Raw genomic sequence first — 26623 nt, 5'->3', positions numbered from 1 at the left:
CCGGGCCATCTGTTACACCGCCGCCCACCCTCCGTCGACGCTGAGCACCGCGCCGTGGATATTGGCCGCCTCGGAACCGGCCAGGAAGACCACCGCGGCGGCCACCTCCTCGGGAGTGCTCATCCGGCGCGACGGAATCCGCGCCAGCGCGGGGCCGATGTGGTCGGCGATCGCCAACACCCGGTCGGTGCCGATCGGTCCGGGCGCCACGGCGTTGACCCGCACCCCCAGCGGCCCGTATTCGGCGGCCCAGGATTTGGTCAGCGAGTGCACGGCGGCCTTGGTGGAGCTGTAGAGCGCCGACTTGTCGCCGCCGATCAGGCCGTTGATCGAGCCGATGTTCACCACCGCTCCCTCGCGGCGCTGCGCCATCGCCGGCACCAGCGCCCCGGTCAACAGGAACGGTGCGACGACATTGGTGCGGTAGGACTCCAGCAGCGCCTCTTCGGTGATCTCGGCGGTGGGCGCCGGCAGCGACCACACTGCGGCGTTGTTGACCAGGATGTCGATCCGGCCGCCCGCGGCCTTCAGCGCGCCGTCGGCCAGGGCACGCACCCGTTCGCCACCCGCGCCAAGGTCGGCCGCGACGAATTCGGCGCGCCCGCCGGCGGCCCGGATGTCGGTGACGACGGCATCGCCTCGGCCCGGGTCGCGACCGCTGACGATCACGAGGGCCCCCTCGCCCGCCAGCGCCTTGGCGATGGCGATACCCAAGCCGCCGGTGGACCCCGTGACCAGTGCAGTACGGCCCGCAAGCCGCGTAGTGTTTGGACTCATGAGTCCACAAGTACGGATGTAAAAATGGACCTGCAAGTCCAAAATTCCCCCACGCCGGCGACCAAGAAGGGCGCGGCCACCCGTGACCGCATCGTGCGGGGCGCGGCGGCCGAGATCCGCGACCGTGGCGTGGCCATGACCACGCTGGATGACATCCGGGCTCGCACCGGGACGTCCAAGAGCCAGCTGTTCCACTACTTTCCCGGCGGGAAGGAGCAGTTGCTGCTTGCGGTTGCTGCGTACGAGGCCGAGCAGGTCCTCGCCGACCAACAACCTCATTTGGGCGCGCTGACATCGTGGGCGGCCTGGCAGCGGTGGCGCGACGCCGTGCTGGACCGCTATCGCAGGCAGGGCCAGAGCTGCCCGCTGAGCATGCTGATGTCCGAGATCGGCCGCACCACACCCGGCGCCCAGGCGGTCACCACGGCCCTGATGCGCCGCTGGCACGACGAGATTGCCGACGGCATCCGAGCGATGCAGGCTCAGGGCAAGATCGACGCCGGGGTGCATCCGGAGAAGGCCGCGGCGGCCCTGCTGGCCGGCATCCAGGGCGGTGTCGGCATCCTGCTGGCGACCGGCGATCTGTCCTACCTGCAGCACGCTCTGGATGTGGGGATCGAAAACCTCCGCGCCGCTTAGGGTTTGCCGCTCAGGTGATCGGCCAATTGATCACATACCCCGACCCAGCCGTCCTGGAAGTCGTGGAAGACCTCCGGCGGCAACAGGGTGTGCTCGATCGACATCAGTGTGTCGCCGTCCCCGTGCGGTTCGAACGCCACCGTGACCACGCTGGTAGCAGTCGGATCCGGCCAATCGGAGCTGGACCAGGTAAAGCGCAGTAGCCGCGGCCGCTCGATGACCAGGAACTGGCCGCTGATGATCACCAGGCCGCCCGCGTGGTCGACGTCGAAGCGCACCTTCCCGCCCACATGGGGCTGCACGGTGACAGCGACACAGCGATCCGGACGAGGACACATCCACTCCGCCAACGACTCCGGATCCAGCCATTCGTCGAACACCACCGCCGGAGCGGCCGGCATGACCCGCGCCACACGGGCGGTGACATCCCCGCTCATCGGGATCGCTCCTGGTGGCGGCCGCTCTTGTGCCGGCGCAACCGGGCCGCGAGCGCATCGGCGCGGGCCGACCAGAAGTCCGTCTGGTCGCTGATCCACTGCTGAGCGGCCGCCAGCCCCTCGGGCTGTAACGACAGCCAATGCTCGCGGCCGCGCACCTCGCGACGCACGAGCCCGGCCGACTCCAGGACGCCGACATGGCGGGACACCCCCGCGAACGTCATGGGCAGCGGGGCGGCCAGGTCGGTGATCCGCGCGTCGCCGGCCCGCAGCGCTTCCAGCAGCCGTCTGCGGGTCGGATCCGCGAGCGCCGCGTAGGCACGATCGAGCGCCTGATCTTCAACCATTCCGTTGACTATAACGGCCGGGCCATGCTTCCCTTGAAGCAGATCGTTAAACATATTGGTTGAATGAATGGAGGGTCGTCATGGACAGGCCGGCGGTCGTCTCAGCCGATGAATGGCAGCGGGCGCTCAACGAAATGCTGGTCAAGGAAACGCAATTCACCAAGGCGCGCGACGCGCTGGCCGCCGAGCGCAGGCGGATGCCGTGGACGGCAGTGGACAAGGACTACCGTTTCGACGGACCTGATGGCGCCGTCAGGCTGCTCGACCTGTTTGCCGGCCGGCGCCAGCTGCTGGTGTACCGGGCTTTCGCCGACCCCGGCGTGCACGGCTGGCCTGAGCATGGCTGTGTCGGGTGTTCACTGATGGCCGACCACATCGGCAATCTCGCGCATCTGAACGCGCGGGACACCACATTGGTCTACGTCTCGCGCGGCGCACAGGCCGACCTGGCCGGGATCAAGGCGCGGATGGGCTGGGACATCCCCTGGTACACCATCGCGCCCACCGCCGACGCCGCATTCGACGTCGATTTCGGGGTGCGCGAGTGGCACGGCACCAACGCGTTCATCCGGGACGGCGAGCGCATCTACCGGACTTACTTCGTCAACAACCGCGGTGACGAGGTGTTCGTCAACACCTGGAACTTCCTCGACATGACCGCACTGGGCAGACAGGAGACGTGGGAGGACTCCCCCGCCGGCTACCCGCAGTCCGCACCGTACGAATGGTGGCGCTGGCACGACGAATACGGGCAACCGGTGTCATCACACTGATCCGGTCGGTCGGGCTAGTCGATTCGGGTGCGTAGATACTCGGTCATCGCCACGATCGATTCGGCGATCAACTGCGCGTCGCCGTCGGGCTCGTGCCGAAAGGCGAACCGCAGCAGGTAATCCAGGATCTCGATGGCTACCGAGCAGTGCACTACCTCCAACCGAGTCGTGCGGTCGGGTTCGACCCTGGTGAGGGCCTCCCAGAGCCTGGTGGCGATGTAGAGGTTGGCGCGTTCGTCCTCGGCGACCGCCACCGGCGACAGGTGCCCGTTGAGCCACAGCTCCCGCACGACGGGATCGCGGTAGTAGCCGCTGTAGGTCGAAATCGCGCGCGCTGTCACCTCTTCCCAATTGTCGTAGTCCGCACCGGCGAAGTCGTCGGCCATCGCGGTGGAGCGCTCCATGTACTCCAGCGCGACGGTCTCCATCGCCATCTCAGGGCTGGTGAAGTAGGCGTAGAACGCCCCCTTGCTGACTCCGGACTTCTCCAGCAGCAGAGCCGGCGACTCCACGGCGCGCTCGTATCCGACGGTGGCGAGCAACTCATGGGCCGCATCGAGGATGCGCTGCACCGTCTCTCGACTACGCCGCTGCGCGGGCAGTCGGCGCATCGTTTCGGCCATGAATGCGACTCTAGTCGGATTTACCGCATCGTTACGCCGCGACGCACTCCAGAAACAGACTCAAGTTCAGACTGGAGTCTGATTTCAGTCGACATCACCCCGAGGAGTCACTCCGTGCCAGAGCTCAACCACCTACCCGCCACCGCCCATCCCGAGCAGATCACCCGGGCCCTCCGTGAAGACGGCTACGTGATCATCGACAACCTGGTGCCGGCTTCCCATATGGACCGCGTCGCCGAGGAACTCAGCCCCTATATCGAGGGCACCGCCTACGGCGCCGACGACTTCCTCGGCGTCAAGACCCGGCGTACCGGCTCGCTCATCGCGCGGTCGGTCGCCGCGCGCGAGCTCGTCGCCCACCCCACCGTCTTGTCGGTGGCCGGTGACTACCTGAGCCACGCCTCCAAGTTCCAACTGCATCTGACCCAGGTCATCTCGATCGGCCCCGGATCACCGGCCCAGGCCATCCACCGCGACGAACTGGCATGGGACTTCTTCCCGTTCCCGGCCGACTACCAGGTCCAGTGCAACACGCTGTGGGCGATGAGTGACTACACCGCCGAGATGGGCGCCACCCGGGTGGTCCCGGGCAGTCACCTACTCGGAACCAATGAGAAGTTCTCCCAGGAAGATTCGCTGCCGGCCGAGATGGAGCGCGGGTCGGTGCTGCTGTACAACGGCAAGATCTACCACGGCGGCGGGGCCAACACCACCACCGACAAGGTGCGCCAGGCGATCAACATCACCTATGCCGTCGGGTGGGTGCGGCAGGAAGAAAACCAGTATCTCTCCACCCCGATGGAGATCGCCCGCACGCTCGACGACGACCTGCTCAAGCTGATGGGCTATCAATTGGGGTGCTTCGCCATCGGTTACGTCGGTGATGTGGCCGACCCGCTGTCGGTCGTGCGCGACGACGTCACCGGTCACCTGTCGATCGAGGACATGAAATCGGCAGCCGACCGCCAAGACTCGGCGAACACGTTGATGAACGCCATCACCGACACCTCGGGAGCGCGGGTATGACCACCGACGAATCCGACGGACTCGCACGCAACAGTGTCACCCTGGGCGAAGCGACCTTTGTCTCGATCGCGACGATGGCACCGGGCGTGGGTGCGGCCTTCGCCGTGATCGCCGGTGCCGGCTTCGCCGGCGGCGCCCTGCCCGCATCTGTGGTCTTCGCCTTGCTCGGGTGTCTCTTCGTCGCCGTCGCGATCGGGCAACTGGCCAAGCGGGTGACCTCGGCGGCCGGGATGTCGTCGTATCTGGCCGCGGCGTTTCACGGAGCCGCGGGCTTTCTCGGTGGCTGGGGCACGCTGCTGGTCTATGCGGCGGCGCTGCCCTATCTGGCCCTGTTGGTCGGAAACATGGTGGGCACCTCGTTCACCGGCGCCATGGGCTTGGGCTACACCGCCTGGTGGATCATCGGCGCACTCGTCTGCATCGCCTTGGCGCTGGTGATGAACTACCTGGGCGCCCAGTTCGGCACCCGGGTGGGCATGCTCCTGGGCGCGGCGGAAATCCTTGTCATGCTGGTGCTTTCGGTGTGGATGGTGGTGGCCGCCGGTGACCGCAACACGCTGAGCGTGTTCTGGACCACCCACGCGACGGTCGACGGATTCGGCGGTATGAGCGGCATCATCGCCGGTGCCGTCTACGCCTTCCTCGCCTTCATCGGCTTCGACGCCGCAGCACCCCTTGGCGAGGAAGCCCGTGATCCGCGCCGCACCATCAAATGGGCCGTCATCGGATCCGTCCTGCTGGTGGGCGTCTTCTTCGTGTTCACCACGTACGCCTCGGCGGTGTACTTCGGGCCCGACAACTATGCGGGCTTCCTGGCCTACGGCGATGGCGACCCCTGGATGGAAATCACCCGGACCTTCTGGGGCGCCGGGTGGGTGATTCTGTTGATCACGTTGCTCAGCTCGGGGTTGGCGTCGGCGAACGGCGCGGCGATGGCCACCACGCGCGTCGCATGGGCGATGGGCCGGGCCGGCATGCTGCCCAGGTTCCTCAAGAAGACGCATCACCGGTTCAGATCCCCGGTGGCGGCAATCGCGGTGGTGTTCACCATCGCCGTCGCGGTGACGCTCGGGGTCGGCCTGGTGTTCGGGCCGGTATCCGGATTCATGTTCACCGGCACTGTGTTGACGGTCGCGGTGCTGCCGATCTACATGGCCGTATGCATCGCCTGCCCGGTGTACTACCTGCGGTTCCGGCGTTCGGAGTTCCGCCCGGTCGTGCACCTGGTCATTCCGGCGCTGGGTCTGCTGTTCTTGTTCCCGACCTTCTGCGCGGGTGCGGGCATCACGGCGTTCAGTTTCGTCGCCGCGCTGTCCTATCCCATGAGCTTGGCCGGCTACTGCGTGGCAGCCTGGTGGGCGATAGGCCTGGCGATTCTGGGCTACCTCGCAGTCCGCTTTCCCGAACGTCTGGACCCCAACCTGATCGCCGGCGACCCCGGCACTCCCAACAGCCCCGAAATCGATCCCGATCCACAGACCCGAGAGGCAGCACTGGCATGACCAACCCGACCACCATCACCCGCTCGGTACCCGATATCGGCTACCTCGATCCCACGCTGTTCGACGATTTGGGCATCGTGCAGACCATCGTCGCCAACGGCACGGTCTACGTCTCCGGGATCGCTCCACTGACCGATGGTTCCGGCGAACTCGATGTCGTGAGCACATCGCTGGCCGAACAGTTGGAGTACGTTCTCGGCGTTCTCGAGCGCTCGCTCGCCGCCGTCGGCGTCGGCCGCGACGGTCTGGTGGCCTGGACGATCTACACCACTGACGTCCCCGCCCTCGCCGCCTGCACACCTCTGCTGAAGGACTGGGTGGGAGATCACCGCCCGACCAGCACCTGGATCGGCTGCTCTGGATTCATCCATCCCCAGCAGCTTCTGGAGCTCACCGCAACCGCTGTCGTCGCGTAAGCGATTCGTGCACGTCGTGTCACGCCCGGCGTGACGAAACGTGCACAAGTCGCTAGACGAAGGCGGATTTCAGCCGCGCCACGTAGGCATCCACATCGCCGACGGCCGACTCCGTGGCAGACACGTTGATCGAAACGGTGTCCCCCAGCCCCATCACACCGTGGGTCAGACCCATCATCGGTGACAGCCCGGGGAACACGGTGGCCACCCGGACCGGGCACCCGCCGAAACCGAAATCTGCGGCGCCACAGTTGATGCTCGACACCACGGTGTTGCCGATCACCGTCGCCGACCGAACTGTCGGGTCGAATGTGCTTATCCCCCAACGCAGCAGCGGCGCGGGAGTGGCGGCAAACGCTCGGTCCGATGCCAGCATCGCCGGGTGCGCCGCCCGGTCCCGCCGGGCCCGCAACTCGGCGGCGATGGCCGCCATCCGTGGCTGCACCGGCAGCTCCGGGTGCAAGTCCACACCGGCGGCCCGGAAGTGGTTGTACGCGTGACGCACACCGGGTTTGACCATCGTCACTTCGGCACCCAGCCGGCTGGTGTCCTCACCGAGGTCGGCCAGGTGCATCGCCAGAGCGCCGGCGATGTGGGTCAGGGCCGCCACGGTGACGGTGCCCCCGGACAACGCGGCCCTGGGCACCACCACACTGCGCATGGCACGGCGGCCGGCGAGCGGGGCGTTGGTCCGCAGCGGCGGGCGGCCGGGCGCTTGCGCAGGGATTCGCCCGGATTCACTGTCACGCAGGAGGTCTCGCTGCGCCCGGATCGCCCCGACGGTGCGCCAGGGCAGCGACAGCGCTCCGGTGCGCGACGGCAGCACCGGCGGGACGACTCCGGGGCGGCCGAACATCAGCGCCGCCGGCGCATCGGTGCGCCCGGCGCCGCCAAGGGTGTGGGTGATCTGCAGCGCGGCCACCGTTCCAAACCCGCGGACACCCGGCACGCCGTCGATACCGGTGAACACGTGCAGCCGCCAGGGTGTCACTTGCGGGTCGAGCTGGTCATCAACGAGGCCGTCGACGACGGAAAGGCAACCGTCCCAGGTGCGCTCGCCGGATTCATGGACCAGGAACCGGGACCGGTCCGGCGGGCACGGTGCCCAACGCGGGTACCGCAACCACGACGAGTCGTCGATGCGCTGCGACAGGTCCGGGCTGGTGCGCGCCCGGGCGAGCAGCTCGTCCAGCGCCCGGTCCAGATCGTCTGGCACCCGGTCGAACCCGAACACCATGAAGGTGTCGTTGGGAATCTTGGCCGACATCCAGAACATCTGGGCGTCGACGGGTGCGAGCCGAGTTATGGCTACACCGGGTCGAACTTGGAGATCAGCCAGCGATCACCGTGCTTTTCCAACGTCACCCGCACACTGGAAGCGGTATCGGTAGGCGCGTCGGAGCCCACGACCACGGTTTGGTTGACGAACACCAACACCACGGCCTTGTTCGGATCGGCCGACACCGAAGCCGCGGCCGGGACAGTAGCCACGGCCGAGATCTGCTTCTGCTTGGCGCCCGGGATGACCACGTCATGGGTCAGCGAGGTGTAGGCCTCCTGGAAATCACCGGTCAGCAGGTCACGCGCGGCATTGAGCTGTTGTTCGACGGTGTCGGGCTTGTAGGACAGCAGCGCGATGGTGCTGTCCTTGGCCACCTGGACGGATTCGGCGCGCGCCGTGTCACCGTCGCGGACCGAGTTGTCCTGCCATTTGAGGAACCCGGCGGCCAGCGCCAGCACGAGGGCCAGCCCGGGCAGCACACCGTAGGCCACCACGCGTTTCCAGTCGACGGACCGTTTCGGCTGCGGCACAGCCTGTGCCGTGTCGGGGGCGGCAGGCGTCTCGGCGATCTCTGTGGTCTCGGTGACGTCCGCCCTCTCGGCGACGTCCGTGCTCTCGGTGACTTCCGTGCCCTCGGACTCGGTGATCTCCGAGGCGGTGTCGTCGTCCTTATTCGGTGTGGAGGCGGCGTTCGGTTCGGTCACGGCACAAACTCCACGTTGGACACCTTCACGTCGTCACCCATCTTCTGCACGGTGATGCGCATCCGCCACAACCGCGGTTGCTGCTCGGCCGCACCGGCGTTGGAGGTCTGTACCGTCACGGCCACCAGCACCTGCGCGCCGGTGTCGGTGTCGGATTCCAGACCCGCCTCGGTCACGGTGCCGATCGACTTGGACTTCGCCTGCTTGACCACCTCGACGAACGGCCCCGCCCGCTTCTGGAAGTCGTCGTAGAACGTGCCGGTGGCCGAATCGAGGATGCGTTGCACGTCCGCGTCGGCGTGCTCGAAGTCGATGGAGGTCAGGTTGATCGCGCCCTGGCGGCCCACCTGCAGGAACACCTTGCGCTGATCGTCGAGCTGCTTGGACTGGAAGGCCCGAAACCCCAGCCAGCCGGTGAGCCCGCCGAGGGCCAGTACCAGCACCAGGCCGGCGATCAGGGCCAGCGTGACATGCGAGCGCTGCGGCGCAGCGGCACCGATATCGGTAGCGGTGTCCGACTCGACGGCGTCGATATCCTCGCCATCCTCGACCGCCGTGGCGTCGGTGGTCGTGCTGGCTTCACTGGTCTCGGTGGCTTCGGTTTTGCCGTCGGCTGTCTGTTCTGCGGACTCGCTTACCGCCCCTTCGGGGGTAGCAGCATCGTCTGCCATGTTTGCTCCTCGCTCGCACTGCGGGCCAGATTGGACTGGGTGTACACCTGACCGTCGGGTCCAACGTACGTGCCGGTGCTGGGATCGTATTCGGCGGCCGCGACCGGTGGGGGCGGCGGGGCTCCCGACGGCACCACCGGTCCGGCGGGAGCCGGCGGCGTACCCGGCGGCAACTGCGGGATGGCCTGCCCGGACAAGGTTGCGTTCGGGTCGCCCTTCCAGTTGTAACCATCGTTGAGCGGAATGTAGTTTTCGTTGCTCTCGCACAGTTTGACCGTCGGTGCCCGCTTACCCGGCACGGTCTCGCACGGCAGGTTGCGCGCACCACGCACGTTGCCTGCCGCGTCCTGCGGGATGCGGCAGTACAGATCCCCGGCCGGGCGGTCCGGATAGTCGACGTCGGCGGCCACCCGCTGCTGCTGTGGCGGCAGGAAACCGGTGGTGCATGGCGGGGGCAGATTCAGGTTGAGATTGAGGTCCAGATAGGCACCTTTGAAGTTCTGCTTGGTGTTGCGGTTCGCGGTGCCGACGGCCTGCGAGGTGGCGGTGCCCTGCGGCAACAACACCAGCAGCTGTTCCAGCGCCGGTTGGTAGGTGATGGCCACCTGGTTGATGTTGACCAGGTTGGCCAGCACCACCGGCAGCGTCGGCTGCAACCGGCCCAGCAACGCCCGCACCTCGTCAGCAGCACCCGGCCCTTGGGTCAGCACACCGCGCACGGCCTGGTCCTGGGTCTGCAGCTGCCCGGTGATGGTGGCCAGGTGCGAGGCCCAGGCCCGGATGGACCCCGACGTATCGCTCTGGGTGTCCAGGACCGGCTTGGACTGGTCGATCAGCGCGGTGAGCGGGTCCAGGTTGGCGCGCGCGTCGATGGCCAGCGCCGTGGAGCCCTTGACCAAGCGCGACAGGTCCGGGCCCAACCCGCCGACGGCCTGGTAAGCCTCGTCGACAGCGGTCTGCAGGTTCTCCCGCGGGATGGCATCCAAGCCCCGGTTGGTCGCGTCGAGTAGCGCGTTGACATCGGGCGGCACGGTCGCCCGGTCGGCGGCGATGACATCTCCGTTGCGCAGATACGGTCCGCCGTCGGCGCGGGGCAGCAGCTCGACGAACAGTTCACCGATCGCCGTCTGGCTGTGCACCTGGGCTTCCAGGTCGGCGGGGATCTCCACATCGTCGGTGAGTGACAGTACGGCGTTGACGCCACCGTGTTCGTTGAGGCCGACGCTCTCCACTCGGCCAACCTGGCTACCACGGTAGGTGACGTTGCTGCGCGGATACAGGCCGCCGGTCTCGGGCAACTGCAGCGTCACCTTGTAATGCCCTGCGCCCCACAGCAAGTTGGGCAGGTTCATATAGCCGAACACCATGATGCCGATGGCGATGGCGGCGATGAAGGTGAACACCGCGAACTGCAGCAGGACACGTCTGGTCAACACCATGATTACGGCCCCTGATCCCAGCGATACGGCACCACGAGCGGATTCACCGCGGTGTACGGGCTGGGCAGCTGGCCGATGGTGCGGCCCCACTGCATCTCCAGCTCGGTGAGATCACCCTCCCAACGCGTTCCGGTGAACACACCCTGATCCAACCGGCTCAGGGTCAGGTCGACCACCAGGGTCAGGTTGGCGTAGTCACCGCGCATCCAGTTCGCCAGCGTCTCCTTGGGGAACGGGTAGGTGGTGAAGAAGCTCAGTGACCGGGTCAGCGCCGGCCCGGCATTGGCCAGTTGTTCCAGTGTCGGGCCGAGCGATTTCAGCTCCGCCACCAGCGCATCCCGGGTCTGGTTGGTCGAATCCGCCGCCAGTGCACTGAATTTGCCCAGCTGGGTCACCGCCTCGGCGAGCTGGTTGCGTTGATCCTTAAGTACCGCCAGCGCGTCGGGCACCGTCTTGAGCGCCTTGTCCACCACCGGTTTCTGCGCGGCGACCTGTCCGACCAGATCGTTGAGGCTGGACGCCGCGTTGATGATGTCGTCCTTCTGGTCATTTGTGTTGGCAATGAAGACGTTCAGCTGATCGATCAGGCTGCGCAAGTCGGCCTCGCGCCCGGTGAAAGCCTGGCTGAACGCCGCGGTGATGTCCTGCACGTTGCCCAGGCCACCACCGTTGAGCAGCAGCGAAATCGCCGCCAACGTCTGCTCGGTGGTCGGGTAACCACCGCTACTAGCCAACGGGATCAGCGAGCCGTCATGCAACCGCCCCTGTGGTGCAACGTCTTTGGGCGGCGCGAGCTCGATGTGCTGGGACCCCAGCAGGCTGGTTTGGCCGATCTTGGCGGTCGCATTGGCCGGCAGCACCACATCGGCGTTGAGCTTCATGGTGATCAGCGCGTGCCAGCCCTGCCGCTGGATATCGGTGACGTTCCCGACAGTCACGTCGCCCACGCGAACACGCGAATTGCGGTCCAGATTGTCCACATCGGGCATCTCGGCCTGCACCGTGTAGGCCCCCGGCCCCTCACCCTGGACGCCGGGCAATGCCACCGAGTTCAGGCCCTGCCATGAGCAGCCGCCCAGTGCCAGGCACGCCAGGACGAGGATCAGCCGTTTCATGAGCCACCGCCGCTGTGCACCATCAGGCCGGGCAGGCCGTCAGTCGGATTGGTCGCCTGGGGTGCCTCCGCAGGCAGCGGAGGCGACGCGGGGTCGACCACCGGCGGTGGCAGGATCGCCGGCGCCGGTCCCGGTGGCGGGATGTAGTCCGGCCGCATCCATTCCTCGCTGTAGGTGATCTCGTTGGGGCGGGCCTGCGCGCCGACCAACTGGTTCAATCCCAGCGGCAGGAAGTTGTACTGGCGGTTCTTCACGATCGGCGCCAGGTATTGCACGCACAGCTTGGCCGACTGCTCGGCACCCATCCGGGAGGCGGCCTGAATACCGCCGCACAGGAACGAGATCGGGTCGGCGAAGTTGTTCAGCGCCGGCACCGCCGCCACGGCGCCTTGCGCCGGTTGGTAGATGTTCACATAGTTCTGGAACGCCGACGGCGCGACGTGCAGGAACTGCTTGACGTCATCGAGGCTGTCGTTGAGGGTCTGGGTCACCCCGGCCAGCTTGTCCGACGTGGTGCCCAAGGCCTCCCGGTTGTCGGCCACGAACGTCTGCACCTGCCCGACGGTGTCCGACAGATCCTTGACGGCATTGCCGACCTCGTTCGGATTGTCGGCGAGCAGCCCGGTCACCGAGGCCAGGTTCTGGTTGAGCTGGCGCATCACCGTGGTGCTGTCCTGCAGCGCCGACACCAGGATGGACAGGTTCTTGACGGTGCTGAAGATGTCGGTGCTGTGGTCGCCGAGGGCCGAAAAGGCTTGGGACAGTTTGGTCAGGGCGTCGCGGATACTGGCACCCTGACCGCGCAGATTGTCGGCGGTGGTGTTGATGAACGAACCGAGCGTGCTGACCCCGCCGGGTTCGGTCGGCTGCAGGGTCTGGGTCAGCCGCTGCAACTGGGTTCGGAAATCGTCGTATTCGACGGGCACGACGGTGCGTTCCCGCGGGATGACGGCGTCATTCTTGAGCACCGCCCCGCCCGAGTAGGCGGGCGTGAGCTGGATGGCGCGCGAGGTCACCAGCATCGGCGACAGGATCGCCGCGTTCACATCGGCAGGCACCTGGTAGCGGTCGTCGTAGTGGAAGGTGACCTTCACCTGTTGCGGTTCCGGCTCGATCTTGTCGATCCGGCCGACGGGCACCCCGAGGATCACCACGTCGTCGCCGACGAAGATGCCGTTGCTGTTCTCGAAGTACGCGACGACATTCGTCCGATGCAGGGTGTCGCTGGCCCGGGTCACCAGGTACACCCCGGCGCCCAGCATGAGTACCAGGGCCAGCGCCAGACCGATGCGGGCGTTGCGCACGTTCAGGTTCGAATTCACTGGCCCGCCCCTGCATTCGGAGCAGCCGGGTCACCGGCAGGTGCCGGCTCGCCGGGTGCCGGGACCAACACCGGGCTGGGGAACGGCGTCGGCGTGGAGGCGATTCCCGGCGGCGCGATCGCCGGCGGTCCCGGCGGCGGACCACCGGGCGGGCCCGGCGGAATGGGCTCGCGGTACGGGTAGCAGCCGGTGGGCCCTGGCAACGGCAGCCCGGGCGGTCCGCACCCCTGGTCACCGGGGTTACCGGTGATCGCATCGGGCAGGTTCATCCTCGGCTCGCCGCCCTGACCGGTGCGCGGGAACGGGACGGGCATGGCCGGAGTGCCCGGCTGCCCCAGTTGCGGGTCGGTGCGCTGCGAGGGCAGCAGCACGTGCGGGTCGAGGCCGAGGTCGGAGAACGCCGCGTCGACGAAGGGCTGGATGAATTGTCCGGGAAGCAGATTGACGATGTAGGTCTTGAAGAACGGCCCGGAGCTGACCGATTCACCCAGCGACATCGCGTAGGAGTTCAGCAGCGGCAGGGCTTTACGCAAGCGGTCCTTGCGGTTGTCCAGGATGGTCAGCACTCCGTTGAGCTTGTCCAGCGCCGGGCGCAGTGTGGTCTTGTTCTCCGCGATCAACCCCTGCACCTGCCGGCTCAGGGCTGAGATGTTGCCCGAAAGGCTGTCCAGCGCAGCGCTTTGCCCCTGCAGTTCGGCCAGCAACGCGTTGGTGTTGCGGACCAGGCCGACGATCTGGTCGCTGCGCTCGGCCAGCACCGTGGTGGCGGTGTTGGCGTTGCCGAGCAGGCCCCGCAACTGGGCGTCACGCTCGTTGAGGGTCTGGGAGAAGCGGGCCACGCCTTCGACGGCGACCTTGAGTTCGGGCGGGGTGTCGGCGAACGTCTCCGACAGCACGCGCAACGAATCCGAGAGCTGGTCGGTGTTCAGACCGCTGATGGTGGCAGTCAGGTCGCCCAACGCATCGGGCAATTGGTAAGCCGGCGTGGTCCGTTCGAGCGGGATGGTGGCCCGTAGGGTTCCCTCGCCGCGCGGAGATACCTCCAGGATCTTGGTGCCCAGCAGACTCTTGGTCTTCACCGCGGCCTCGCTGCGGTCACCGATGCGCACCCCGTCGTCGACCTTGAACTTGACCAGAACCCGCTGGCCGTCCAGTTCTACGGCCGTCACGTGACCGACCCGCATGCCCGAAACCTGAACGGCCGCACCGCTGCGCAAGCCGCCTGCCTCGGCGAAGTAGGCCGAGTAGTCCTTGCCCCGGTCCAGGAAGGGCAACTTGTCGTAGTTGAGGGCGCCGACGATGATGGCGGCGATCACCAGCAGGCCGACAGCGCCGACGATCAACTGGTTGCGTTCGGAGAAGGACTTCATCGCGGCGTGCACCGCCCGCTGTCCTGCCCGGCAGCCTTCACGTACACCGGCTGTCCGCCCTTGCCGTTGAGCTTGAGGATGATGTCGCACAGGTAGAAGCTGAAGAAGTCGCCGTAAATGCCTTGGCGGGCCAGGATTTGATACGAATCCGGCAAGGTGTTGAGCAGGTTGTCGAAGTAGTCGTGGTCGGCCACGACGATGCCTGCGGCCCGGTCGGTTTCCTGCACCGTCTTGACCAGTGGTGGGCGTGCCTGCTCGAGCAGATCGGCGATGCTGCCGGCCGCGGCGCTGGCGTAGGCCACACCGTTGGCGATATCGGTACGACGCTGGGCCAGCGTGTCCATCAGTTGCGCCAGACCGTCGATGCCCTTGGCGAACTGCTTGTTCTGATCGCCGAGGGAGCCCATCACCGTATTCAGGTTGACGATCACCTCACCGATCAACTGGTCCCGGTCGGCCAACGTATTGGTCAGGGCGGCGGTCTGGCTGAGGAAGGATCCGATGGTGGCACCCTGGCCCTGCAGTGCGCTGATCAGCTGGCCGGACAGCGCATTGACCTGGTTGGGGTCCAACGCGCGGAATAACGGCCGGAACCCGCCGATCAACGCATCCAGGTCCAGCGCCGGTGCGGTGCGAGCCAGCGGAATGGTGTCACCGGGCTTGAGCTTCTTGGTGTTTCCCACGCCTTCTTGCAGGGCCAGGTACCGGCCGCCGATCAGGTCGTCGTAGCGGATCACCGCGCGGGTGCCCTCGGTCAGCACCACCGAATCGTCGGCGGTGAATTCGGCCAGCACCGTGCCATCGTCCTGGATGTGCATCGCGCCGACCTTGCCCACCTCGACACCGGCGATCCGCACGAAATCGCCTTCCTCCATACCCGACGCGTTGGCGAACAACGCCCGGTAGTTGTGGGTGGACTCGCCGAGACGCAGCTGCGCGAAGATCGCGAACAATCCGAAGACACCCAGCATGCACACAGCCAGGAAGATGGCCAGGCGCCAAATCGCGCCTACCAGATTGTCTTTCATGGCTCGTTCCTTTTCGTGCTGCTGCGTTCGGATCTGCTCGTTGCGCTACGGTGCCGGTGCGGCCTCCTCGGGCAGGGGTACTGGTGGCAGCGGCGTCGGCTGCACACCGGGGGCGGGTACCACGAACGGCTCCGAGCCTGGCGTGCGGCCGGGATCGCGCGGCGCTCCCGGCGGCGGGGCGGGCGGCAGACCGGGCCACAACGGTGTGCCGTCCGGCGCGTACAGCGGCGCGCCGTAGGCCGGAGCCCCGGGATATGGGATCGGTCCGGGTGCAGGACCACCGAAGGTGTTGCGGATGCTGGGCGGTTCGGGCACCGCGCGGGTGACCGGCAGGTAGTTGCCGTACATCGGGAAGGCGATGCCCGGGTTGGGCCGCCAGTCCAGGCCGGTGCCGAAACCGGTGTTGGTGATGAGCTGGCGCACCGGCCAGTTCTGGTCGACGATCGGTAGCGAACCGCAGCCGGGCTTGCCACCCGGTCCGCCCTTGGCGCCGACGATCGGCAGGTTCTGCGGGAACTTGTACGGGTCGTTGCCGGGCCGGATGCCGGCGTCCAGGATGAACGACTTGCCGTTGCCGCCGGTGGCCTCGTAACCACCATGGTCCAGAAGGTATTTGGCGCCGACGAGCATGCAGGTGTATTCGGGGTCGTACTTGGCGAGCAGGTCGGTGGTGGGCCGCAGCGTGTTGATTGCGGTGATCAGGTTGCCCTGGTTGGGCGCCAACAACTCGATGCCCTTGTTGGACAGTCCGGTGGTGGCCAGCAGCAGCGCATCCAACTGCTGGGCATGACTGGAGATGGTGACCGCGGTGGTGCTCGCCGCGTTCAGCGTGGACAGGATGTCTTGGGCCGCACCGCTATAGGCGTCGCTGAAGCCTTGCAGCGACTGCCAATCGGCCCGGATGGTCTCGCTACGCGGGTTGATGGCCAACAGCACCTGGTTGGCGTCGGTGGTGGCTTGGCCGATGCGCTCGCCCTGCCCGCGGACACCCTCGGCCAGTGCTGAGAGCACCGCGTTCAGTTTGGCGGTGTCGATTTTGTCCAGCACGCCCACCAGGTTCTGGAAGACGGTGTTCACCTCGGTAGTGACGTTGAGCGACGTGAGTACCTGGCCGGCTTCCAGCCGCTGCGGGCTGGGATCGTCCGGGTAGACGAGGTCGACGAATTTGGCACCGAAGATGGTGGTGGCCCGGATCCTGGCCTCCACATTGGCCGGGATGTAGCGGATCTGGTCGGGGTCGATGTCCAGGCGCAGTTTCACCGGTGCGGCACTTTCGGACCATTCCCCGTCGCTTCGCTCGCCCCCGGTGTCGCCCCCGGAGATGGCCACCACCTTGCCCACCTGCACGCCGCGCATTTTCACCTTGGCGTTGGTCTCCATGACCAGACCCGAGCGATCCGAGGTGAGCGTGACCGGCACCGAGGATTTCAGGCTGCCGGTGAACAACGAATACGACAGCCACACCGAGCCGGCGAGGAACAACACGAGCATCAGCGTCCACCAGCCCGGCGCCAGCCCCTTGTCGCGAGAGAAATGGTCCATGTGTGTCAGCCGGCCAGGTTGAAGTTGCCCGATTGCCCGTACACGGCCAGCGAGATCATCACGACGACGAACGCGGAGATGACCAGCGACGTGCGCACCGCGCGGCCCACCGCCTCACCGACGCCGGCCGGGCCACCGCTGGCGGTGAACCCGTAGAAGGTGTGCACCAACATGATCACGATGGCCATCGCGATGGATTGCACGAACGACCAGATCAGGTCCACGGGGTTGAGGAACGTGTCGAAGTAGTGGTCGTAGACGCCGATGGACTGCCCGTAGATGGCGGTGGTGCCGAGTTTGGCTGCCCAGAACGACATCAGCACACCCACGCAGTACAGCGGAATGACCACCACCACACCGGCGATGACGCGGGTGGACGCCAGGTAGGCAATGCTGCGGATGCCGATCACCTCGAGAGCATCGATCTCTTCGTTGATGCGCATGGCGCCCAGCTGGGCGGTGGCACCGGCGCCGATGGTGGCCGACAGCGCGACGGCGGTGGTGCCCGGTGCGATGAGGCGGACGTTGAAGAACGCCGAGGCGAAACCGGTGAGCGCTTCGACGCCGATCTCGGCGAACTGGTTGTACCCCTGCACCGCGACCAGGGCACCGGTGCTGACGGTGAGGAAGCCGACGATGGCGACGGTGCCACCGATGATGGCCAATGCCCCGGTACCCAGCCCCATTTGGGCGATGAGCCGGATCAGTTCCTTGGGGTAGTTGATGAAGACGTCGGGTATCGAGCGCAAGGTGCGGCCGAAGAACTTCGTCTGCACGCCGACCTGGTTCCAGCTGTCGACCACACCGCCGACGCTGCGCTTCAAGCGGTGCCCCAGTGCCCCACTCATCGGGCCCCGCTCACATCGTGGCCTTCACACCGACCGCCGTCGCGACCACATTGATGGCGAACAGCGTCATGAACGTGAACACCACCGTCTCGTTCACCGCGTTACCCACACCGGCGGGACCGCCGCCCACCGAAATGCCCTTGTAGCAGGCGATCAGGCCGGCCGCGAGGCCGAACAGCGCGGCCTTGGCCAGCGCGATGACCACGTCGGCGGGACCGGTCACCAGGGTCAACCCGGCGACGAAGGCGCCCGGCGAGACGTGCTGGATGTAGACGCAGAAGAAGTACGCCCCCGTCAGACCCACCAGCACCACGGTGGCCGACAGCGCCAGCGATACCGTCGTCGCCGCGAGCACGCGCGGGATCACCAGTGCCTGAATGGGATTAATGCCCATGACGCGCAGGGCGTCCAGCTCGTCGCGGATGGTGCGCGCACCCAGGTCGGCGCACATGGCGGTGGCGCCGGCGCCGGCGATCACCAGCACGGTGACGATAGGTCCGATCTGGCTGACGGTACCCAGCGCGGCACCCGTCCCGGAGAAGTCGGCGGCACCGAACTCGGTCAGCAGGATGTTGAAGGTGAACGTCAGCAGCACCGTGTACGGGATGGTGAGCATCAGCGTCGGCAGGATCGAGACCCGCGCCACGAACCATGCCTGCAGGATGAACTCACGCCAGGCGAACGGCGGTCGCCACATCAGCACGAAGACGTCCAGCGTCATCGAGAAGAAGCCGCCGAACGCGCGCACGGGTTTTGCGACGACGTCGGGCACCGCATCGGAGGAGGCCATTAACGACGCCGTCCCCAGCTGCACCTCTTCCGCATTACCTGCTATTTCCCTTCCCTGCGCCCCGACGAAGCCGTGTCACACGAATCTGACCACAGGCATCACCATGGACGGGCAAGAACGTACATAACGATTTTCCCGCCAGCAACATCTACCGCGAGCCGCCGCGCCGGTCACCGCCCGATCCACAATTCCGGAGGCCACTCGTCAAAATTTGCCAGCGCCGAGCGCGCGCAAGGCGAATCCGAGCACTTGTTGCTTGGCGATGTCGACCAGCGCCGGATCGGCCGGAACCGGCACGCTGAGCTGCCTGCTGACCAACGCGTTGATCGCCACCGCGTCAAACTCCGGTTCGGCCAGCGGAAATGAGCCATCCTGAACACCGCGGCGCAGTATTTCGGCCAGTATCTGTTCCCGATCTGTGCGCGCCTGTTCACGGACGTGCGGATAGCCCTTCGCGGACCGCATCTCGTCGGATTCCATCACCGCGAGGTAGCTGGAGACCAACGGTTCGGTCGCCAGGGCAAACATTTGGCCGATCCAGGCGCGCAGCTGCTCGACCGGCGTGCCGGGCCCCCGGGCGATCTCGTCCAGCCAGCCCGACAGCGTCGCCAGCAGGTCTCCCAACATCGCCAGGAACAACTCGTCCTTGGACTCGAAATGCCGGTAGAACGCCCGGCTGGACACACCGGCCCTGGCCAGGATGGCCGACACCGGCACCGGGCCCTCATGGGGTTGCACCAGGCATTCGTAGGTGGCCCGGATGATGCGGCCACGTTCCTGGTCGAGGGAACGTTCCGGCGGCACAGCCGTGATTCTAGGGACGACCGCACGGGTGGACCGGTCATTTGCGGTATCGGGCGGCTCGGTAACGTGATCGCCTGGTCGGCGAGAGGATGCCCGTGAGCGCAGCAGACAACGCACCGCAGACGGTCACGTTCCGCGGCGTCGACGACCTGACCCTGGTCGCCGACGAATGGAACGCCGACACCGACACCGACCTGCCCACCGTCTTGCTGTTGCACGGCGGCGGCCAGAACCGGCACTCGTGGAAGAACACCGGGCACGTGCTGGCCGAAGCCGGCATGCACGTCGTCGCGCTGGACAGCCGCGGACACGGCGACAGTGACCGGTCCCCCACCGCCAACTACGCCGTCGAGACACTGTGCGCCGACATCTTGCAGGTGCTCTACCAGATCGGCAGGCCGGTGGTGCTCATCGGCGCCAGCATGGGCGGGCTGACCGGCATCCTGGCCGCCCACGAGGCCGGGCCCAACCTGGTGACCAAACTGGTGCTCGTCGACGTGGTGCCGCGCTTCGAGAAGGACGGCAGCGCCCGCATCCGCGACTTCATGTTCAACCACGTGCACGGCTTCGATTCGCTGGAGCAGGCCGCCGACGCGGTGGCCGAATATCTGCCGCACCGGCCGAAACCGCGCAGCGCCGAAGGGCTGAAGAAGAACCTGCGGCTGCGCAACGGCCGGTGGTACTGGCATTGGGATCCGGCGTTTCTCACCAAGCCCGGCGACGACCCATTCACCCGGGTGGACAAGCTGGAACAGGCCGCGATGAACCTCACCGTACCGATCTTGCTGATCCGCGGCCGGCTCTCCGACGTGGTGTCCGAGGAGGGTGTTCGCGACTTTCTGGCAAAGGTGCCGACCGCCGAGTTCGTCGAGTTGTCCGACGCCGGACACACCGCCGCGGGCGACGACAACGACGCCTTCACCGACGTCGTGGTCGACTTCGTCAACCGCTGACCGTGTTTTCTTTTCGGCGAGCGGCCGTGTCTGCTCACCGACACGCCGCAAACAGTGCCATTCCGGGGCCGCTCGCCAGGCACTAACCGGCCTGATTCGCCTCGTCGAGCCGCTGGTGCAGCCGGGCCCGGATGTCGTCGGCGGTGTAGGCCTTGCGCTTGCGCTGATCCCGTGCCACCAGCACCCCGCCGGCCACCACCCCGGCGACGCCGGCCAACCCGACCCACTTCCAGATGCTTCGCATCAAGCGATTGTGCTGCATAGGCTGCCGGGGTGAACGCACACACGGTGTCACTGGACCGGGCACTGAACGAGACGCGCACCGGTGATATCTGGTTGTTCCGCGGCGGCTCGGGTCCGGACCGGGCCATTCAGACGTTGACCAATGCGCCGGTCAACCACGTCGGCATGACGGTCGCCATCGACGACCTGCCCCCGCTGATCTGGCATGCCGAACTCGGACACAAACTGCTGGACCTGTGGACCGGCACGCACCATCGCGGCGTGCAGCTCAACGATGCACGTGAGGTCGTGGAGCAGTGGGTGCACGGTTACGGACAGCACTGCTGGTTACGTCAGCTGTCCCCGTATGCCACCCGCGAGCAGGAGGACCAGATGCTGCGGGTGATCGCCCGGATGAACGGTACGGCGTTCCCGACGACGGCCCGACTGACCGGCCGGTGGTTGCGCGGGCGGTTGCCGATCGTCAGCGACTTCACCCGGGGGCTGCCCTTGGTGCACAAGAAGGTGCGGGAGTCCGCCGAGCGCAGCAAGTCGCGACGGCGGGCCGTCGGCCTGGAGACGGCGTACTGCGCGGAGACGGTCGCCATCACCTACGAGGACATGGGCCTGCTGCAGACCGAGAAGCGGGAGAACTATTTCGATCCGGGCAAGTTCTGGAGCGGCGACTCGTTGTCACTGACCCCCGGATACGCCCTGGGCGACGAGATCGCCGTCGACGTTGCGACACCCCTGGCATAACTGCGGGCATTTCTGCGTTATAACAGGCAGACCGGATCGTCGATACTACCCCCGAGGTCGACGGTCCGGTCTCCGAAACTCTTTGGACGGCAGCTTTTTTAGCTAGGCTCGACCAGTGCCCGCCATCACAGTGTTCGCCAGCCCGGAGCTGGATGCGCCTTCCGGGTTGATTCACGCGTTCGGCGATATGTGGTTCACCAGTATCGGCAACCACCGCATCGGCCGGGTCCGCGACGGTGTCGTTCAGACTTTTACCGACCCCGCTATCGCTTTGCCCGCCAACATCTTTCCCGCATCCGATGGCCGCGTGTGGTTTACCGCCCTGGGCTCGGACGCGTTGGGCGCCGTGGATCCCGAGGCGCCGGAACCGTCGTCGACCATCGCCATGTACCCCCTACCCGAAGGTAGCCGTCCGGTGGCCTTGAAATCGGGTCCTGATGGGCGCCTGTGGTTTTCACTGCGCGGCCGCAATGCTGTCGGCGCCCTGCATCCGCGCGCACCGCTCGACTCGATGCAGTTGTTCTACTCCCCCACCATCGCCGCGCCGGCCGCGTTGTTCGTCACATCCGACGGCACGGTGTGGTGGGTAAATTCGTCGTCGGGCACCATCGGCATGCTGGCCCCTTCGACCGACACGGTGACCGCAGTACCGATGCCGGGCAGCCCGCGCGCGTGGTGTCAGAGCACCGACGGCAGGCTCTGGTTGACCACGCGTGACCCGGCGGGCCTGCTCTCGTTCGACCCCGACGACGCGTTCAACACCGCGGTGCCCGTGACCGATTCCCGGCTGTCCGCACCGGACGGCGTGTGGGTGGGACGCGACGGTGCGGTGTGGTTGGCCGACACCGGGGCCAACACCATCGGCCGGTACCTCCCGGCAACCGACACGTGGTCGTTCCTCGGTGGGCCGCCGCAGGTGGACGGCCCCTTCGACATCAAGGATGGTCCGGACGGTGCGCTGTGGTTCACGAACAAGGCCGGTAACACGATCGGACGGATAACACCGCCGGGGCCCACGGCGATAGGGACGCCATAGGCGCCATTTGGGATCGGTAACGGCCCGGCCCGACGTCTACTGGATGCCATGACGCGTCCGGACAGCGACGCCTGACGGAAGGACCGAAAGATGAACCGGTTTACGCGGATGGCGGCCACGGTCGTCATATCCGGCGGGGTGGGGTTGGTCGCGCTCGGCGCCGCCGGCCCCGCGAACGCCGACGGCCCCAGTTATCAGGGTGGCAACTGTCCCGGCGGCCTCACCTGCACCCATTGGTGCCCGGGCGACCCGTTGATCCCCGGCGCCGAGTTCGGCGTGATCACCTGGGATTGGAACATCTGCCACGACTGGTACTGGACATCCGAGGGCACCGTGGATATCGCGACCAACATCGTCTATCCGTGGCGGGGTACGCCGCATCAGGCGGCACCCGTTCCGCCCGCGCCACCGCCCCCGCCGCCCGCCGAGCCCCAGCCCCTGCCGGCGGACTGCCCGCCCTGGTCACCGTTCCTGGCCCCGTCCCGGTGCGGTGGACTCTGAGGCGTCAGTAGCGTTCTGGGGCAGTGCCTTTGACGCCAAGAATCCGTCAAGTCCTCGGCCCTAGCGTGGTGGCACCTGATACCACGAAAGGACTCACCTCATGAAGATCGTCGCTCGGTCGCTGCCCGTGGTGGCGATCGCCCTACTGGCCGGATGCACCGCCCAGCAGGCCCCACCGGCACCGACGGTGACGGTCACTGCCGCCCCGACCGCCACCCCCACACCGGTCGCGACGCCGGCACCCGTTCCGCCCGTTTCCTCGATAGCGCCCGTGACCGTCACGGTCGCGCCGTCACAGGCGCCGGTGGGGGTCGGGCCGTGTTCCGACGATGCGCTCGACGTCACCAACGGGGCAATGGAATCCGCGAACACACAACGGCGGGTGGTGGTGTCCTTCCGCAACTCGTCGCAGCAGACGTGCACCATGGTGGGCTATCCGGGTGCCGATCTGGTGACACCGGCCGGCGGAGTGCTGATCAACATCCCGCGACGGCCGGCCAATGCGGCGCCGCACCTGACGCTGCAGCCCGGTGAGGTCGGCAGCGCCGATGTGCTCACCTCGATGATCGACACCGAAACGGGTAACTCATGCGCCCGATGGGGGCAGTTGGTGGTCACCCCGCCCAACGATGTCGTCGCCCGGACCCTGCCGATCGACTTGCCGATCTGCGGGGCGAGCATCAGTTCGGTGGGCTGACGACCCCGAACTTGGCCCGCGCGGCATCGGCCACCGGGGTGAACAGGTTGACGAGGTTGCCGTCTGGGTCGCGGAACAGTAGCGCCCGGTTGCCCCACGGCATCGTCGTGGGCTCGGTGACCACCTCGCCCACGCTCCCCCGCAACCGTTCGTAGTCGGCGTCCACGTCGTCGACGATGAACTCGATGATCGCGCTGCGGTTGGCGGCCGGCTCGGCCGATCCCGCGCCGAACAGCGGCACGGTTTTGTCACTGCCGATGGCCAGGGTGCCGACCGGCGTCTGGATCTCGGCGAACAGCTCATTGGCCCATACCGCTGCGACGCCGGTGACCTGCTCGTAGAAGGCGACCAGCCGCCCGACATCGGCGGTGATGAGGCGCGTCGACACAAATTTCATGACCGGGATGCTAGGCGGCACCACCGACAAGTCCGGCGCTACGGCAGCTGGGCGCCCGCGCTCGACCCGACGGCCACCGCCCGCGACGTGTCCTTGAGCGCCACCCCGGACCGCCCGAGCTGCCGGGCCCCGGCTACGAGACTGACCGCGACGCGCGCCGCCTCCTGGTAGCCCAACCCGTCGGGTGGGTGGATGTTGGAGATGCAGTTGCGATCCGCATCGGTGCACCCCGGGCGGGGCCGGTGGGTCAGGTAGATGCCCAGACTGTCCGAGACGGACAGGCCGGGGCGCTCACCGATGATGACCAACAGCGTCCGGTAGCCACCCCGGGCGGCGATGTGATCCCCCAGGGCGACGCGTGCCTGTGTCGCGATGACGGGAGACGCCAACGAATACCGCTGCCCGAGTTGGGCCGCCAGTTCACGCAGCAGCGGGACGCCGTGGTGCAGCACCGCGGTCGGTGACAGTCCGTCGGCGAGCACGAAACCGATATCGGCGGGGTGTTCGGGGACCGCCGACAAGTCGGCGGGACTGCGGCCGAGGTCGGGCCGACGGAGATACTCGCCTCGCGACGTCGCTTGGCTGGTGACCGTCGCCGGGACACCGATACCGATCTCGGCGACACGCGCGGCCAGCTGTTCGACATCCAGGGGCAGGTGCACCGCGTCGCGGGCAGCGGCGTGGGCAGCATTGAGCGCCAACACCTCTCGGGTCGGTAATCCGTTGCCGGCGCGGCCCAGCCCGATCCTGGCCTGGGTGGTGGTGCGCAGCTCGTCCCAGAATTGTTGCCGGGCCGGTTCGTCGGAACTCATGACGCCCCCGCCGAGGTCAGTGATCGCAGCGGCGATCGGGTGACGTCGAACGGCGTCAGTCGGCCGGTGGCGTCGATCATGCCGATACCGCGCAGCCAGTCCTCGAATTCCGGTGCGGGGCGCAACCCGAGGGTCCGCCGCGTGGCAAGCACGTCGTGGAAGGACAGGCTCTGGTAGCCGAGCATGACATCGTCGGCACCGGGCACGGTGATGACGAAGGCGACACCGGCGGCGGCCAGCAGCGTCAGCAGGTTGTCCATGTCGTTCTGGTCGGCTTCGGCGTGGTTGGTGTAGCAGACATCCACGCCCATCGGCAGGCCCAGCAGCTTGCCGCAGAAGTGATCCTCCAGGCCGGCCCGGATGATTTGCTTTCCGTCATAGAGGTATTCGGGACCGATGAAGCCGACCACGGTGTTGACCAGCAGCGGTTGCAGATCGCGGGCGACGGCGTAGGCCCGGGTCTCCAGCGTCTGCTGGTCGACGGGCTTGCCGCCGACGCCGAGATGCGCGCCGGAGCTCAACGCCGAGCCCTGACCGGTCTCCAGGTACATCACGTTGTCGCCGACGGTGCCGCGCCGCAACGACCGTGCTGCGGCGTTACCTTCGCGCAGCAGGTCGATATTCACCCCGAACGCCGTGTTGGCGCCTTCGGTACCGGCGATCGACTGGAAGACCAGGTCCACCGGCACCCCCTCCTCGATCAGCCCGATGGTGGTGGTGATGTGCGACAGCACGCACGACTGCGCAGGTATGTCGTAGCGGGACCGGATCGAGTCCAACAGATACAGCAGATCGGCTGTGGCGTGGGGTGAATCGGTCGCCGGGTTGATGCCGATGACCGCGTCGCCGCAGCCGAGCAGCAGCCCGTCGAGCACCGCCGCGGCGATTCCCCGCGGGTCGTCGGTCGGGTGGTTGGGCTGTAGCCGGGTAGCCAAGGTCCCCGGCAGTCCGACCGTCGTCCGGAACGCAGCGGTGACCTCGGTGGCGGCTGCAACCGCGATCAGGTCCTGGTTGCGCATGATCTTGCTGACCGCAGCCGCCATCTCCGGGGTGATGCCAGGACTGACGGCCGCGATACGACGCGCACCGTCGTCGCGAGAAGCGTTGTCCAGCAGCCAGTCCCGGAACCCGCCGACGGTCAGATGCGAGATGTCGGCGAAGGCGTCACGGTCGTGACTGTCGAAAATCAGCCGGGTCACCTCGTCGTCGTCGTACGACACCACCTCTTCGTCGAGGAACGTCTGCACCGGGAGGTCAGCCAATACCCATGCCGCGGCTGCCCTTTCGGCGTCGGAATCGGCCGCGCAGCCGGCGAGCTGATCACCGGAACGCAGCGGGGTGGCCTTCGCCAACACCTCGACCAGACCGTCGAAACGGTAACTGACACCACCGATTTGCTGCCGGTACATCATTTGAGCACGCTCCGAACCTCGGCCGGGATCGCGAATTCCTCGGAGTTGAGCTGCCGCTTCTGCAGATGGCTGACGCTCCCAAGGTGTCTCTGCACCGCACCATGACTCGCCGCCACTTTCCACTCCCTCGATCAGCCCCCGGCATCAAAGGTTGTTTTTCCAACCTTTTAGGAGAGTGTGGCCGATGGCCTGGTCCCTGTCTACCCAAGACACGGATCACGCCCTGAGCCGACGGACTCGGGGCGTGATCCGCGCTGAAGCTCTTTAGAAGAAGCCGGCGGCGGTTTCGCTGTAGCTGACCAGCAGGTTCTTGGTCTGCTGGTAGTGATCGAGCATCATATGGTGGTTTTCCCGACCAATACCGGACTGCTTGTACCCA

At 66.8% G+C, this 26623-nt stretch carries 30 protein-coding genes; 10 read left to right on the top strand and 20 right to left on the bottom strand.

From position 1 onward, the window contains the following. Positions 1-12 precede the first annotated feature (12 nt). The gene (locus tag SBI67_RS24525) at positions 13-777 is read right to left on the bottom strand and encodes an SDR family NAD(P)-dependent oxidoreductase (protein ID WP_318983082.1); all 765 of its coding nucleotides are present in this window, start codon (positions 775-777) and stop codon (positions 13-15) included. Between the two features lie 24 nt (positions 778-801). Here SBI67_RS24525 and SBI67_RS24520 point away from each other — a divergent pair, with 24 nt between their 5' ends. Then, the gene (locus tag SBI67_RS24520) at positions 802-1416 is read left to right on the top strand and encodes a TetR/AcrR family transcriptional regulator (protein ID WP_318983081.1); all 615 of its coding nucleotides are present in this window, start codon (positions 802-804) and stop codon (positions 1414-1416) included. Here the strand turns inward: SBI67_RS24520 and SBI67_RS24515 are convergent. Both SBI67_RS24515 and SBI67_RS24510 read right to left on the bottom strand, forming a co-directional pair. Further along, positions 1413-1853 carry an SRPBCC family protein gene (locus SBI67_RS24515; protein ID WP_318983080.1) on the bottom strand — a complete coding sequence of 147 codons (441 nt, stop codon included), beginning with the start codon at positions 1851-1853 and terminating at the stop codon, positions 1413-1415. The two genes, SBI67_RS24520 and SBI67_RS24515, sit on opposite strands and share 4 nt — an antisense overlap. Further along, positions 1850-2200 carry an ArsR/SmtB family transcription factor gene (locus SBI67_RS24510; protein ID WP_318983079.1) on the bottom strand — a complete coding sequence of 117 codons (351 nt, stop codon included), beginning with the start codon at positions 2198-2200 and terminating at the stop codon, positions 1850-1852. Before SBI67_RS24510 ends, SBI67_RS24515 begins: the two co-directional genes overlap by 4 nt. 80 nt (positions 2201-2280) lie before the next feature. Here SBI67_RS24510 and SBI67_RS24505 point away from each other — a divergent pair, with 80 nt between their 5' ends. Then, positions 2281-2973, top strand: coding sequence for a DUF899 domain-containing protein (locus tag SBI67_RS24505; protein WP_318983078.1), 693 nt, complete (start codon positions 2281-2283; stop codon positions 2971-2973). Between the two features lie 14 nt (positions 2974-2987). On the opposite strand, the gene SBI67_RS24500 is transcribed toward SBI67_RS24505, so the two are convergent. Beyond that, the gene (locus SBI67_RS24500; RefSeq protein WP_318983077.1) at positions 2988-3596 is read right to left on the bottom strand and encodes a TetR/AcrR family transcriptional regulator; all 609 of its coding nucleotides are present in this window, start codon (positions 3594-3596) and stop codon (positions 2988-2990) included. Between the two features lie 114 nt (positions 3597-3710). Here SBI67_RS24500 and SBI67_RS24495 point away from each other — a divergent pair, with 114 nt between their 5' ends. The 3 genes from SBI67_RS24495 to SBI67_RS24485 are packed head-to-tail and all read left to right on the top strand — an operon-like array spanning position 3711 to position 6540. Next, positions 3711-4622 carry a phytanoyl-CoA dioxygenase family protein gene (locus tag SBI67_RS24495; protein ID WP_318983076.1) on the top strand — a complete coding sequence of 304 codons (912 nt, stop codon included), beginning with the start codon at positions 3711-3713 and terminating at the stop codon, positions 4620-4622. After that, the gene (locus SBI67_RS24490) at positions 4619-6124 is read left to right on the top strand and encodes an APC family permease (RefSeq protein WP_318983075.1); all 1506 of its coding nucleotides are present in this window, start codon (positions 4619-4621) and stop codon (positions 6122-6124) included. The genes SBI67_RS24495 and SBI67_RS24490 overlap by 4 nt, the downstream gene beginning before the upstream one ends. Beyond that, complete coding sequence (locus tag SBI67_RS24485; protein ID WP_318983074.1) at positions 6121-6540, top strand: RidA family protein; 420 nt, start codon at positions 6121-6123, stop codon at positions 6538-6540. Before SBI67_RS24490 ends, SBI67_RS24485 begins: the two co-directional genes overlap by 4 nt. A 52-nt stretch (positions 6541-6592) precedes the next feature. On the opposite strand, the gene SBI67_RS24480 is transcribed toward SBI67_RS24485, so the two are convergent. From SBI67_RS24480 to SBI67_RS24425, 12 genes are all read right to left on the bottom strand, one after another. Then, positions 6593-7807 (bottom strand): DUF1298 domain-containing protein, encoded by a 1215-nt coding sequence (locus SBI67_RS24480; protein WP_318983073.1) that lies wholly within the window; start codon positions 7805-7807, stop codon positions 6593-6595. A 41-nt stretch (positions 7808-7848) separates the two neighbouring features. Continuing rightward, positions 7849-8526, bottom strand: a complete 678-nt coding sequence (locus tag SBI67_RS24475; protein WP_318983072.1) for an Rv1363c family protein — start codon at positions 8524-8526, stop codon at positions 7849-7851. After that, positions 8523-9197 carry an Rv1363c family protein gene (locus SBI67_RS24470; protein ID WP_318983071.1) on the bottom strand — a complete coding sequence of 225 codons (675 nt, stop codon included), beginning with the start codon at positions 9195-9197 and terminating at the stop codon, positions 8523-8525. The genes SBI67_RS24475 and SBI67_RS24470 overlap by 4 nt, the downstream gene beginning before the upstream one ends. Continuing rightward, positions 9161-10636: an MCE family protein gene (locus SBI67_RS24465; RefSeq protein ID WP_318983070.1), complete on the bottom strand. Its 1476-nt coding sequence runs from the start codon at positions 10634-10636 to the stop codon at positions 9161-9163. The genes SBI67_RS24470 and SBI67_RS24465 overlap by 37 nt, the downstream gene beginning before the upstream one ends. Positions 10637-10638: 2 nt before the next feature. After that, a complete protein-coding gene (locus tag SBI67_RS24460; protein ID WP_318983069.1) occupies positions 10639-11751 on the bottom strand; it encodes an MCE family protein in 1113 nt (370 codons plus the stop codon). After that, positions 11748-13055, bottom strand: a complete 1308-nt coding sequence (locus tag SBI67_RS24455; RefSeq protein ID WP_318983326.1) for an MCE family protein — start codon at positions 13053-13055, stop codon at positions 11748-11750. The genes SBI67_RS24460 and SBI67_RS24455 overlap by 4 nt, the downstream gene beginning before the upstream one ends. 14 nt (positions 13056-13069) lie before the next feature. Beyond that, positions 13070-14443, bottom strand: coding sequence for a virulence factor Mce family protein (locus SBI67_RS24450; RefSeq protein WP_318983068.1), 1374 nt, complete (start codon positions 14441-14443; stop codon positions 13070-13072). Continuing rightward, the gene (locus SBI67_RS24445; protein WP_318983067.1) at positions 14440-15471 is read right to left on the bottom strand and encodes an MCE family protein; all 1032 of its coding nucleotides are present in this window, start codon (positions 15469-15471) and stop codon (positions 14440-14442) included. The genes SBI67_RS24450 and SBI67_RS24445 overlap by 4 nt, the downstream gene beginning before the upstream one ends. A 45-nt stretch (positions 15472-15516) precedes the next feature. After that, positions 15517-17013 carry an MCE family protein gene (locus SBI67_RS24440; RefSeq protein ID WP_318983066.1) on the bottom strand — a complete coding sequence of 499 codons (1497 nt, stop codon included), beginning with the start codon at positions 17011-17013 and terminating at the stop codon, positions 15517-15519. 5 nt (positions 17014-17018) lie between these two features. Next, the gene (locus SBI67_RS24435; protein ID WP_318983065.1) at positions 17019-17861 is read right to left on the bottom strand and encodes an ABC transporter permease; all 843 of its coding nucleotides are present in this window, start codon (positions 17859-17861) and stop codon (positions 17019-17021) included. Positions 17862-17871: 10 nt separating this feature from the next. After that, entirely contained in the window at positions 17872-18651 is a 780-nt protein-coding gene (locus SBI67_RS24430) for an MlaE family ABC transporter permease (RefSeq protein WP_036396968.1), read from the bottom strand. A 204-nt stretch (positions 18652-18855) separates the two neighbouring features. Further along, positions 18856-19455: a TetR/AcrR family transcriptional regulator gene (locus SBI67_RS24425; protein WP_318983064.1), complete on the bottom strand. Its 600-nt coding sequence runs from the start codon at positions 19453-19455 to the stop codon at positions 18856-18858. A gap of 89 nt (positions 19456-19544) precedes the next feature. Here SBI67_RS24425 and SBI67_RS24420 point away from each other — a divergent pair, with 89 nt between their 5' ends. Beyond that, positions 19545-20408 carry an alpha/beta fold hydrolase gene (locus tag SBI67_RS24420; RefSeq protein WP_318983063.1) on the top strand — a complete coding sequence of 288 codons (864 nt, stop codon included), beginning with the start codon at positions 19545-19547 and terminating at the stop codon, positions 20406-20408. A gap of 82 nt (positions 20409-20490) precedes the next feature. Here SBI67_RS24420 and SBI67_RS24415 read toward each other — a convergent pair whose 3' ends face one another. After that, a complete protein-coding gene (locus tag SBI67_RS24415) occupies positions 20491-20652 on the bottom strand; it encodes a hypothetical protein (RefSeq protein WP_318983062.1) in 162 nt (53 codons plus the stop codon). A gap of 29 nt (positions 20653-20681) precedes the next feature. On the opposite strand from SBI67_RS24415, the gene SBI67_RS24410 reads away from it, so the two are divergent. The 4 genes from SBI67_RS24410 to SBI67_RS24395 all read left to right on the top strand — a co-directional run bounded on the left by SBI67_RS24410 (position 20682) and on the right by SBI67_RS24395 (position 23623). Then, on the top strand, positions 20682-21389 hold the full coding sequence (locus SBI67_RS24410) for a guanylate cyclase (RefSeq protein WP_318983061.1): 708 nt from the start codon (positions 20682-20684) through the stop codon (positions 21387-21389). A 115-nt stretch (positions 21390-21504) separates the two neighbouring features. Next, the gene (locus SBI67_RS24405; RefSeq protein ID WP_318983060.1) at positions 21505-22425 is read left to right on the top strand and encodes a Vgb family protein; all 921 of its coding nucleotides are present in this window, start codon (positions 21505-21507) and stop codon (positions 22423-22425) included. 90 nt (positions 22426-22515) lie between these two features. Next, positions 22516-22926 carry a hypothetical protein gene (locus tag SBI67_RS24400; RefSeq protein ID WP_318983059.1) on the top strand — a complete coding sequence of 137 codons (411 nt, stop codon included), beginning with the start codon at positions 22516-22518 and terminating at the stop codon, positions 22924-22926. A 100-nt stretch (positions 22927-23026) separates the two neighbouring features. Beyond that, entirely contained in the window at positions 23027-23623 is a 597-nt protein-coding gene (locus SBI67_RS24395) for a DUF4232 domain-containing protein (protein ID WP_318983058.1), read from the top strand. Here SBI67_RS24395 and SBI67_RS24390 read toward each other — a convergent pair. The 3 genes from SBI67_RS24390 to SBI67_RS24380 are packed head-to-tail and all read right to left on the bottom strand — an operon-like array spanning position 23607 to position 26244. Next, positions 23607-24020: a VOC family protein gene (locus SBI67_RS24390; RefSeq protein ID WP_318983057.1), complete on the bottom strand. Its 414-nt coding sequence runs from the start codon at positions 24018-24020 to the stop codon at positions 23607-23609. The genes SBI67_RS24395 and SBI67_RS24390 overlap by 17 nt on opposite strands. Positions 24021-24058: 38 nt before the next feature. Further along, on the bottom strand, positions 24059-24832 hold the full coding sequence (gene eutC / locus SBI67_RS24385; protein ID WP_318983056.1) for an ethanolamine ammonia-lyase subunit EutC: 774 nt from the start codon (positions 24830-24832) through the stop codon (positions 24059-24061). Beyond that, on the bottom strand, positions 24829-26244 hold the full coding sequence (locus SBI67_RS24380) for an ethanolamine ammonia-lyase subunit EutB (RefSeq protein ID WP_318983055.1): 1416 nt from the start codon (positions 26242-26244) through the stop codon (positions 24829-24831). The genes eutC and SBI67_RS24380 overlap by 4 nt, the downstream gene beginning before the upstream one ends. Positions 26245-26623 lie beyond the last annotated feature (379 nt).

The organism is Mycolicibacterium chengduense (genome assembly GCF_033741155.1).
In the GTDB taxonomy this organism is placed as follows: domain Bacteria; phylum Actinomycetota; class Actinomycetes; order Mycobacteriales; family Mycobacteriaceae; genus Mycobacterium.
This window is presented reverse-complemented; position numbering and strand designations above follow the sequence as displayed.